The organism is Micrococcus sp. KRD096, from assembly GCF_017168495.1.
GTDB lineage: Bacteria > Actinomycetota > Actinomycetes > Actinomycetales > Micrococcaceae > Micrococcus > Micrococcus luteus.
Genome location: NZ_JABFAY010000012.1, coordinates 1 through 9,363 on the forward strand (window position 1 = coordinate 1; position 9,363 = coordinate 9,363).

Annotated in this window: 7 protein-coding genes and 1 pseudogene; 2 read left to right on the forward strand and 6 right to left on the reverse strand. The window is 71.2% G+C overall.

The genetic code is table 11. The features are described 5' to 3' along the window. Together J1M41_RS05095 and J1M41_RS05100 are read right to left on the reverse strand one after the other, a co-directional pair. Positions 1-211, reverse strand: a pseudogene (locus tag J1M41_RS05095) (class F sortase); the annotation flags it as partial. Positions 212-276: 65 nt separating this feature from the next. Then, on the reverse strand, positions 277-1,188 hold the full coding sequence (locus J1M41_RS05100) for a LysR family transcriptional regulator (protein ID WP_206451297.1): 912 nt from the start codon (positions 1,186-1,188) through the stop codon (positions 277-279). Positions 1,189-1,333: 145 nt separating this feature from the next. Between J1M41_RS05100 and gabT the strand changes: the two genes are divergently transcribed. Further along, a complete protein-coding gene (gene gabT / locus J1M41_RS05105; protein WP_098092935.1) occupies positions 1,334-2,656 on the forward strand; it encodes a 4-aminobutyrate--2-oxoglutarate transaminase in 1,323 nt (440 codons plus the stop codon). 81 nt (positions 2,657-2,737) lie between these two features. On the opposite strand, the gene J1M41_RS05110 is transcribed toward gabT, so the two are convergent. Continuing rightward, complete coding sequence (locus J1M41_RS05110) at positions 2,738-3,049, reverse strand: hypothetical protein (RefSeq protein ID WP_036340936.1); 312 nt, start codon at positions 3,047-3,049, stop codon at positions 2,738-2,740. 191 nt (positions 3,050-3,240) lie between these two features. Between J1M41_RS05110 and J1M41_RS05115 the strand changes: the two genes are divergently transcribed. Then, positions 3,241-4,674, forward strand: a complete 1,434-nt coding sequence (locus tag J1M41_RS05115) for an APC family permease (protein ID WP_206451298.1) — start codon at positions 3,241-3,243, stop codon at positions 4,672-4,674. An 82-nt stretch (positions 4,675-4,756) separates the two neighbouring features. Here J1M41_RS05115 and J1M41_RS05120 read toward each other — a convergent pair whose 3' ends face one another. Genes J1M41_RS05120 through J1M41_RS05130 form a run of 3 tightly spaced genes read right to left on the reverse strand, consistent with a single transcriptional unit; the run spans position 4,757 to position 9,359 of the window. Further along, positions 4,757-6,142: an NAD-dependent succinate-semialdehyde dehydrogenase gene (locus tag J1M41_RS05120; RefSeq protein WP_095354173.1), complete on the reverse strand. Its 1,386-nt coding sequence runs from the start codon at positions 6,140-6,142 to the stop codon at positions 4,757-4,759. Next, positions 6,139-7,800, reverse strand: coding sequence for an APC family permease (locus tag J1M41_RS05125; protein ID WP_036316957.1), 1,662 nt, complete (start codon positions 7,798-7,800; stop codon positions 6,139-6,141). Before J1M41_RS05125 ends, J1M41_RS05120 begins: the two co-directional genes overlap by 4 nt. Positions 7,801-7,826: 26 nt before the next feature. Further along, complete coding sequence (locus tag J1M41_RS05130; RefSeq protein WP_041103003.1) at positions 7,827-9,359, reverse strand: NAD(P)/FAD-dependent oxidoreductase; 1,533 nt, start codon at positions 9,357-9,359, stop codon at positions 7,827-7,829. Positions 9,360-9,363: the final 4 nt, after the last annotated feature.

Genomic DNA, 9,363 nt, shown 5'->3' on the forward strand with positions numbered 1-9,363 from the left:
GGGTGGCCGTCGTTGCGGGGCTGGGCGTGAAGCGTGCCGAGGACGGCGACGGCGACGGCGACGGGGTCGCGGACGCCGTGGCGCTGAGGGTGGGGGCGGCGCTGATCGGCACGGCGCCGACCGCCAGCACCCCGCGCAGCGCGAGGAACACGAGTCCCAGGCACAGCAGCACCAGGACCACCCACAGGGCGCGTCGGACGGTGGTGTTCATCCGGGTTCTCCCCTCGTGTGCATCGACGCGGCCCGCCCGGGGCCGCGTCCGACGACGGCATGGTCTCACGCGCTCCGGCCTCGGCCCGGCGCGTCGTCTCCGGGCTCGGCATAGCGGTCCCGGACGAAGGCCTGCAGCCGACGGGCGATCTTCTCCAGCGTCGCGGTGGCGAAGTGGTCCTCCCGCCACGCCGCGTGCAGTCGCACCGCGAGCGCCCGCCCCTGCGCGATGACCCGCACCGGCGTCAGCTCGAAGGCCGGGTCCTCGGTGACGACGGCGACGCCCGCCCCCGTCGCGACCAGGGCCTGGGCCACCCGCCCGGAGTTCGCCTCGGTGAGAGCCGGCGGCGTGAGGCCCGCCACGGCCACGGCGCCGTCGAGGACGCGCCGCGCCATGAAGGTGCGGGCGGGCGCGACGATGGGCTGGGCCACGAGGTCGTCGAGGGACACCCGCGTCCGGCCCGCCCAGGGGTGGCCCGGGGCGACGTACGCCCAGACCGGCAGGTCCATCAGCGGCAGCGACGCGACGGAGGGCGGCGGAACCGTCGGCATCACCACGAGGTCGTGCCGCGCGACGGCGTCGAGCAGCGAGTCGTCCAGCTGGGTCTCCGCGACGCGCGGGCGCGGGTCCTCCTCCCCGAAGGTGGCCACGAACGGCAGCACGACGTCGATGAGGGTGGTGCCCGGCGCGGCCACGGCCACGTCCGTGAGCCGACCGGAGGCGAGCGCGCGGGCCGCCTGCTCCGCCCGTCGATGGGCGACGAGGACCTCGCGCGCCACCGGGAGGAACGCCTCGCCGGCCGTCGTCAGCTCGAGCCGGCCACCGACCCGGGCGAACAGGGGCAGGCGCAGCTCACGCTGAAGCCGCTGCAGCTGCCGACTGAGCGCGGACTGCACGAGGTCCAGGCGGATCGCGGCCCCCGAGACCGTGCCGACCTCGGCCACGGTGACGAAGGCCCTGAGCAGTTTCTCCTCCATGCCGGATGAGCATAGCCGCCATGCCGGATCATCACTGGACGGCATGGAGTCGATACCCCACCATGGGAGGACGCGGCCCGACGCGTCGTCGTCGTGCCCACCCGTCGTCCACGCTCCCCGTGAGCCGTCCCCAGGAGGCATCCCCATGACCGCCACCCCCGACCTCGAGCAGACCCGCCATCTGGCCACCGAGCTGCCCGGCCCTCGCTCCCGTGAGCTCGCCGAGCGCCAGAAGCGCGCCGTCCCGGCCGGCGTGGCCACCACCATGCCGGTGTACGCGGCCCGCGCCGCGGGCGGCATCCTCGAGGACGTGGACGGCAACCGCCTGATCGACCTGGCCTCCGGCATCGCCGTCACCTCCGTGGGCGCCTCCCACCCGCGCGTCGTGGCCGCCGTCCAGGAGCAGGTCGCGCAGTTCACCCACACCTCGTTCATGATCACGCCCTACGAGGGCTACGTGGCCGTGGCCGAGCAGCTGGACCGCACCAGCCCGATCCCCGGCGAGACCCGCACCGCCCTGTTCAACTCCGGCGCCGAGGCCGTGGAGAACGCCGTCAAGGTGGCCCGCGCCTACACCGGCAAGCAGGCCGTGGCCGCGTTCGACCACGCCTACCACGGCCGCACCACCCTGACGATGGCGTTGACCGCCAAGTCCATGCCCTACAAGCACAGCTTCGGACCGTTCGCCCCCGAGATCTACCGCGTGCCCGGCTCCTACCCGCTGCGGGACGGCCTGTCCGGCGCCGAGGCCGCGCAGCGTGCCATCTCCGCGCTGGAGAAGCAGATCGGTGCCGACGACCTGGCCGCCGTGATCATGGAGCCGATCCAGGGCGAGGGCGGCTTCATCGTCCCGGCCGAGGGCTTCCTGCCGGCCGTGGTCGAGTGGTGCAAGGCCAACGACGTCCTGTTCATCGCGGACGAGGTCCAGTCCGGCATCGCCCGCACCGGCGCCTGGTTCGCCTCCGAGACCGAGGGCATCGAGCCGGACCTGATGGCGACCGCCAAGGGCATCGCCGGCGGCATGCCGCTGTCCGGCGTCACCGGCCGCGCCGAGGTGATGGACTCCGTGCACCCGGGCGGCCTCGGGGGCACCTATGGCGGCAACCCCGTCGCCACGGCGGCGGCGCTCGCCGTGTTCGAGGCCGTCGAGGAGGACGGTCTCCTGGAGAAGGCCCGCCGGATCGAGCAGGTCATCCGCGAGCACTTCGCGCAGAACGCCGACGACCGCATCGCCGAGGTCCGCGGCCGCGGCGCGATGATGGCGATCGAGTTCGTGGACCCCGCCACCGGCGAGCCGGACGCGACGCTGACCGCCACCGTGGCCGCGGCCGTGCGCGCCACCGGCGTCATCCTGCTCACGTGCGGCACCTACGGCAACGTCGTCCGCTTCCTGCCGCCGCTGACCATCGGTGAGGACCTCCTCAAGGAGGGCCTGAGCGAGGTCACGAAGGCGCTGCAGTCCGCCTGAGCGCCCGCCACCGGCGGACCGACGACGACGGCCCCGCATCCCTGCCCGGGATGCGGGGCCGTCCGCCTGTCGGCGGAGGACTCAGATGTCGTCCTCGTACGCGGGGCCGCCTTCGTTCTCCATGGCCTCGATGCGCCGGGACTTCTCGGCGGTGAAGATCCGGCGGACCCCCGTGCCGCCGAACTCGTCCTCCGGGACCAGCCCGACGCCGTACTTCAGCAGGGCCTTCTCCAGACGCAGACGCTCGTCCACCCGCAGGTCGGCCAGCCCCTTCTCGAAGCGGCGCAACTGCTCCTTCTCGAGACCGGCCGCGGTGGCCAGGGTGCGGACACTGACCTGGGCGAGAGCGCGGCCGGCGCGCGCCACGTCGAAGGTAATCGGGGTGGGGTACATCAGACATTCTCGATTCTGCAGTTCTCGACGGGGATCCGATCCATGATGGCCACGCCTCGGATGAAGGGACAAGGGCGCGCCAGCCTAGAACCCGCTGTGCGACAGGCACCCAGCCGACGGAGACGACCCTGGCCGACGATCGGGGAGAATATGGCGGTCATCACTTCCCCACCCCCGAGAAAGGGGGCTCCATGAGCCACGTGACCTCCTCCCCGCCCGCGACAGGGCCGGGTCTCAAGAAGACCCTCTCGTCGCTCGACGCCTACGCCATGGGCTTCGGCGCCATGATCGGCTTCGGCTGGGTCGTCCTCGTGGGCGGCTGGCTCAAGAACGCCGGCACCTTGGGCTCGATCATCGCGATCGTCTCCGGCGGCCTGATCATGACCGTCGTCGCGCTGGTGTACGCCGAGCTCGTCGCAGCGATCCCGAAGGCCGGAGGCGAGCATCACTTCCTGCTGCGTGGCATGGGCGCGCGGTGGAGCTTCCTCGGCTCGTGGGGCATCACGGGCGGATACATCTCGATCGTCGCGTTCGAGGCCGTCGCCCTCCCCCGCACCGCCGCGTACATCTGGCCCGAGATCGAGTCGATCCCGCTGTGGAACGCCTTCGGCTCGGACGTCTACCTCGTCTGGGCGCTGGTCGGCGCCGGGGCCGCCGTGGTCATCACCTGGATCAACTACATCGGCGTCAAACTGGCCGGCATCGTGCAGACGATCGTCGTCGCCACGCTGCTCGTCATCGGCGCACTCCTGGTGTTCGGGGCCGGAACGGGTGGCTCCGTCGCGAACTTCGAGCCGCTCTTCACGGACGCCCGGGGCCTCTTCACGGTGATGGTCGTCGTGCCGTTCCTCTTCGTGGGCTTCGACGTCATCCCTCAGTCGGCCGAGGAGCTCAACATGCCCCCTCGCCGCATGGGCGTGATGATCATCGCCTCGGTGGCCGCCGCGACCCTCTGGTACATCATGGTGATCCTGACGAACGCGTCCTCGATGCCCCGTGAGCAGCTCGTGAACGCCGACCTCGTGACGGCTGACGCCATGGCGGCCCTGTTCCACAGCCCGGCCATGGCCAACGTGCTGCTCGTGGGCGGCATGGCCGGCATCCTCACCTCCTGGATCGCCCTGCTCATGGGCGCGGCTCGCCTGCTCTACGCGATGGGCGTCTCGGGCATGCTGCCCCGCTGGTTCGGACACATCCACCCGAAGTACCGGACCCCGTCGAACGCGGTGCTGTTCATCGGCGTGCTCTCCATCGCGGCGCCGTTCTTCGGCGCGGGCGCCCTGGGCTGGTTCGTGGACTCCGGCTCCCCGTCCATCGTGTTCACCTACATGATGGTCTGCGTCGTGTTCCTGCTCCTGCGCCGCCGCGAGCCGGAGATGGACCGCCCCTTCCGCGCGGGCGGCGCGACCGCCGGGCGAGTGCTGGGCGTGACCGGTGTGATCCTCACAGCGGGGCTGCTCAGCCTCTACATCCCGGGGATGCCCGCCTCCATCGCCCCGATGGCCTATGCCTTCTTCGGCCTGTGGTGGCTGCTCGGCTTCGTCTTCCTCTTCCGCATCCCGCGCGGGATAACCCCGGGCGAGGACGCAGAGGAGCGTCTACTGGAACGTCTGGCGCGTCGCTGACCCATCGCTCCCGCCACGCCGGCGGGACGCGGACGGGCCCGCCTCCGGTCACCGGAGGCGGGCCCGTCGTCGTCGTGGGGTGTCAGTCCTGGACGAAGTACATCTGCTTGTTGACGAACTCGTCCATGCCGAGCGGGCCGAGCTCGCGGCCGAAGCCGGAGCGCTTGATGCCGCCGAACGGGATCTCCGCCCCTTCTCCCGCCGGCGTGTTGACGTTGGCCATGCCGACCTCGAGCTGCCGGGCGATCCGCTCGGCCTGAGCCTCGTCCTGGGAGAACACGGCGCCGCCCAGGCCGTACTGGGAGTCGTTGGCGAGAGCGAGCGCCTCGTCCGCGGACTCCACCTTGTAGACGACGGCGACGGGGCCGAAGAGCTCCTCGCGGTAGGCGTCCATCTCGGAGGTGACGCCCGTGATCACGGCCGGGGCGAAGCGGGCGCCCGCCTCGTCCGTGACGGTCCCGCCGACGTGGACGGTCGCGCCCTGCTGACGGGCCCGCTCCACCTGCTCGGCCAGGCCCTCGGCGGCACCGCGCGAGGACAGCGGGGTGAACACCGTCGGGTCCTCGTCGGCGGCCTCCCCGGGCTTCATGGCGTCGGCCAGGGACACCAGCTCGGCCACGAAGGCGTCATGGATGTCCGCCGAGACGATCATGCGCTTGTTGGAGTTGCAGGCCTGGCCCATGTTGTACATGCGGGTCGCCCACGCGGTGCGGGCGGCCTCGGCCGGGTCCTCGGCGTCGAGCACGATGTACGGGTCCGACCCGCCGAGCTCGAGGACGGCCTTCTTGAGGTGCTGGCCCGCGAGCGCGCCGATCACGGAGCCGGCCCGCTCGGAGCCGGTCAGGGACACGCCGGCCACGCGCGGGTCGGCGATGAACTCGGCGATCTGGTCGTGCGTGGCGAAGACGTTGGTGTACACGCCGGCCGGCACGCCGGCGTCGTCCATGATCTGCTGCACGGCCAGGGCCGAGCGCGGGCAGATCTCGGCGTGCTTGAGCACGATCGCGTTGCCGAGCATGAGGTTCGGCGCGGCGAAACGGGCGATCTGGTAGTACGGGAAGTTCCACGGCATGACGCCCAGCAGCACACCCAGGGGCAGGTGGCGGATCATGGCGCGGCCGCCCCCGTAGGTCTCGATGGGGCGGTCCGCGGCGAGGGTGGGGCCCTTGTCCGCGAAGTAGCCGAAGATGGCCGAGCTGAACTCCGCCTCCTCGACGCCCTCGGTCACGCGCTTGCCCATCTCGGTGGCGATGATCTGCGCGAGCTCGTCTTTGCGCTCCTCGAAGAGGTCCGCGACCTTCTGCACGATGGTGGCGCGTTCCTCGATGGGGCGGGCGGCCCATGCGCGCTGGGCGGTCTCGGCGGCGGCCAGCACCTGGTCGACCTCACCGTCGGCGAGGGCGGGGAAGGTCTCCACGACCTGGTCGGTGCTGGGGTCCTGCACGCGATAGCCGGTGGGGGTGCTCATGAGTGGGTCCTCTCGTTGGGGTCCCGGACCACGGCAGTGCCGTCGTCGTCCGGACGGATGATCGGGATGGGTCGGGTCGAGTCCGTCTGCGGCAGGGTCTCGCCACGGAAGTAGGCCGGGTGGCGCAGCCGCGTCCACATCATCAGTACCACGCCGATGGCCAGCACGCCCATGCCCAGGATGAACACGGTGCCGACACCGAACACGGAGGAGCCGGAGCCGTAGTCGGGGTCGGTGGAGTCCATCGCGGTCACGCAGAACATCACCAGCAGCACGAGGCCGCCGATCAGCGGGAACAGGAAGGTGGTGAGGGCGTTGCCCACCGAGGTGAACCACTCGCGGCGGAAGTACCAGACGCAGGCCAGGGCGGTGATGCCGTAGTAGAAGCAGATCATCAGGCCCAGAGCGGTGATGGTGTCCCACAGGGCGTTCTCGGAGAGCAGCCGCGTGACGACGTAGAAGAGGCCGGCGAAGCCCGCGCACACCCAGGTCGCGAAGGCCGGGCTGTTGAACCGGGGGCTCAGCTCGGCGAAGCGCGCGGGCACAGCCCGGTAGAAGCCCATCGCCAGCAGGGTGCGGGCCGGGGAGACCATGGTGGACTGCAGGGAGGCCAGGGAGCTGACGAGGATCGCGCTGGACATGATCACGGCAAAGGGGCCCAGGATCGGGCCGGCGAGGACCGCGAAGATCGACTCCTGGTTGTCCGGGTTGCCCGCGCCCAGGCCCTCGGAGCCGATGCCCGCCCAGGAGATCACGGCCAGGGCGGACAGGATGTAGACGGCGATGATGACGAACACGGTGACGGCGGCGGCCCGGCCGGGGGTGCGCTCGGGGTCCTTGGTCTCCTCGTTCATCGTGAGGGTCACGTCCCAGCCCCAGAACAGGAAGATGGACAGGGAGACGCCGGCCGCGACCACACTGAAGTCGCCCGCGGTGAACGGGTTGAACCAGTCCAGCTGCACCGGGGTGGGGTCGAAGCCCGCGCCACGGGAGGACTGCGTCAGGGCGGCGACCGCGAACGCACCGAGGGCCAGGATCTGGAAGGCCACCAGGATGTACTGCAGGTGCTTGGTGGTCTCCATGCCGCGGTGCGAGATCCATCCGGCCAGGGCCAGGTACACCAGGGTCAGGGGGATGTTGACCCACAGGTTGCCGGCCAGGTCCGCGATGGCCTGGCTCCCGGTGATCTGGGCGAGCAGCAGGAACGTGAAGTCGACGGCGACGGCCGCCAGGTTGGACAGCACGATCACGGAGGCGGCGATGAGCCCCCAGCCGCCCATCCACCCGACATACGGCCCGAAGGCGTGCGTGGCCCAGGTGAACGACGTGCCGGAGTCCGGCACCCGCGTGTTCAGCGCCCGGTAGCCGAGGGCCACCAGGAGCATCGGGATGAAGCCGAGCAGCAGGATCGCGGGCACGTGGGTGCCGACGGTGCTGATGGTCGGCCCGAGGCCCGAGGTCAACGTGTAGGCGGGGGCGACGACGGAGACGCCGATCACCACCGCCCCGAGCAGGCCGACCTTGCCGGCCTGGAGCCCCTTGTTGCTCACCCCGCCCGGGTTGAGCAGGTTGACCTGCTCGATGGCGGAGGTGGTCGGGTACACGTGCTCGTGTCCCTCATTGTCGACGACGCGGCGTCGTGGGGTGGATGCGCTCATGAGGATGTCCTTGTCCGTCGGGCCGGTCAGCCGGTGGGCTGCCCCGCGTCGGTGGCTTCCCGCTCGGCGATGGCCAGGGCGGCGGCCTCGCCCATGCGGATCGCGCCGTCCACGTGCTGGTAGCCCTCGGCTGCGATGTCCGAGCACGCGTAGTGGATGGGACCGGTCGGGCGGTTCTGGAGGTGGCCCCAGCGGGAGAGCCCGCCGAGGTCGTAGCTGGTGGCGTAGGCGCCTCGGGTCCACTCCTCGGCGGCCATGTCCGAGAGGAAGAACGCGATCGGCTCGAGGGTCCGGGGGCCGAGGTACTCGGCCATGGCGCCGAGGATCGCGGCCTTGCGCTCCTCCTCCGGCAGGGCCCACATCTGCTCCGCGTACACGTCGGACACGAAGCCGACGAGGGTGCCGTGCGGGTCCTCCTTGCCCGGGGCGCCACCGGCCAGGTTCTCGCCGCGGTTGGTGTTGTCATAGATCTCCTGGACGAGACGGCCCCCACCGAAGCACGTGCCGGACAGGCCCTCCTCGCGCCAGAACGGGGTCTCGTACACGGCGTGCACCTTGATGACCAGGCCCATGGAGATGTGCTGGTGCGCGATCTGCTGCTCGCGCGGCATCGGCGGCTCGAAGGAGATGCGGCTGTAGAGGTTCGGCGGGACGGCCAGGACCGCGTAGCGGGCGTGCACCTCGTAGTCGTCAGTGAGCGCCACGACGTCGCCGGCGGCGCCGTCGTGCGCCACGCCGTTGCGCACGTCTGCGGCCACACCGTTCTTCTCGTCCGCGGTGGACGGGTCCGGCTCGGCCCAGCGCAGGGTGCGCACCGGCTGGCCGAGGACGACGTCGTCGCCCAGCTCGGCGGCCATGGCCAGGGACACGGACTGCATGCCGCCCTCGACGCGCTTGTCCAGGATGAAGTCCTCGTCCACCAGGTTGCGGAACGACCCCGCCGAGGCGGACATGAGCAGCGCCTGGAGCAGGGAGAAGGTGTGGGAGGGCTTGGTCAGCATGCCGGAGGCGATGTAGATGGAGACGTTGTCGATGGCCTCCGGGTCGTCGGACTGCTGCTCCAGCCAGTGCCGGAAGGAGATCTTGTCCAGCTCGGCGGCCCGCGGGTGCTCCCACGGGGCGGCGGCGTCGATCTCGGCGGTCAGTTCGTCGATCTTGGCGATCAGGCGATCCATCTCCCGGTCCGTCTTCTCGGCCACCGGGAAGTCGAGGCCGTCGTAGACGTGGCGTTCTCCGCGCGGGTCCACGTAGACGTTGCGACCGTCGCGGAAGCGGGAGAACGTCGGCAGGCCGAGCTCCTCCACCAGGGAGATGAGGCGGGTCTGGTCCGGGGAGATCCACTGGCCGCCGATCTCGATGAAGTGGTCCTTGCCGTCGGCGCCCTCGACCAGGCCGTTCCAGGTGCGGCCGCCGACGCGCCGGCGAGCCTCCAGGACGGTGACGGACAGGCCCTGGGCCTTCGCGGTGCGGGCGGCCATGAGGCCGGCCGGGCCGGCGCCGATCACGACGACGTCGCTCGTCCGGCGCTCGCGGCCGGCGGTGGCGGGGGCGGTGGTCATGGGG

What these genes read in the sequence shown, in the direction of transcription:
- J1M41_RS05100 (WP_206451297.1), bottom strand. Translation starts at nt 1,188, where the DNA reads ATGGAGGAGAAACTGCTCAGGGCCTTCGTCACCGTGGCCGAGGTCGGC.
- J1M41_RS05120 (WP_095354173.1), bottom strand. Translation starts at nt 6,142, where the DNA reads ATGAGCACCCCCACCGGCTATCGCGTGCAGGACCCCAGCACCGACCAG.
- J1M41_RS05115 (WP_206451298.1), top strand. Translation starts at nt 3,241, where the DNA reads ATGAGCCACGTGACCTCCTCCCCGCCCGCGACAGGGCCGGGTCTCAAG.
- gabT (WP_098092935.1), top strand. Translation starts at nt 1,334, where the DNA reads ATGACCGCCACCCCCGACCTCGAGCAGACCCGCCATCTGGCCACCGAG.
- J1M41_RS05110 (WP_036340936.1), bottom strand. Translation starts at nt 3,049, where the DNA reads ATGTACCCCACCCCGATTACCTTCGACGTGGCGCGCGCCGGCCGCGCT.
- J1M41_RS05125 (WP_036316957.1), bottom strand. Translation starts at nt 7,800, where the DNA reads ATGAGCGCATCCACCCCACGACGCCGCGTCGTCGACAATGAGGGACAC.
- J1M41_RS05130 (WP_041103003.1), bottom strand. Translation starts at nt 9,359, where the DNA reads ATGACCACCGCCCCCGCCACCGCCGGCCGCGAGCGCCGGACGAGCGAC.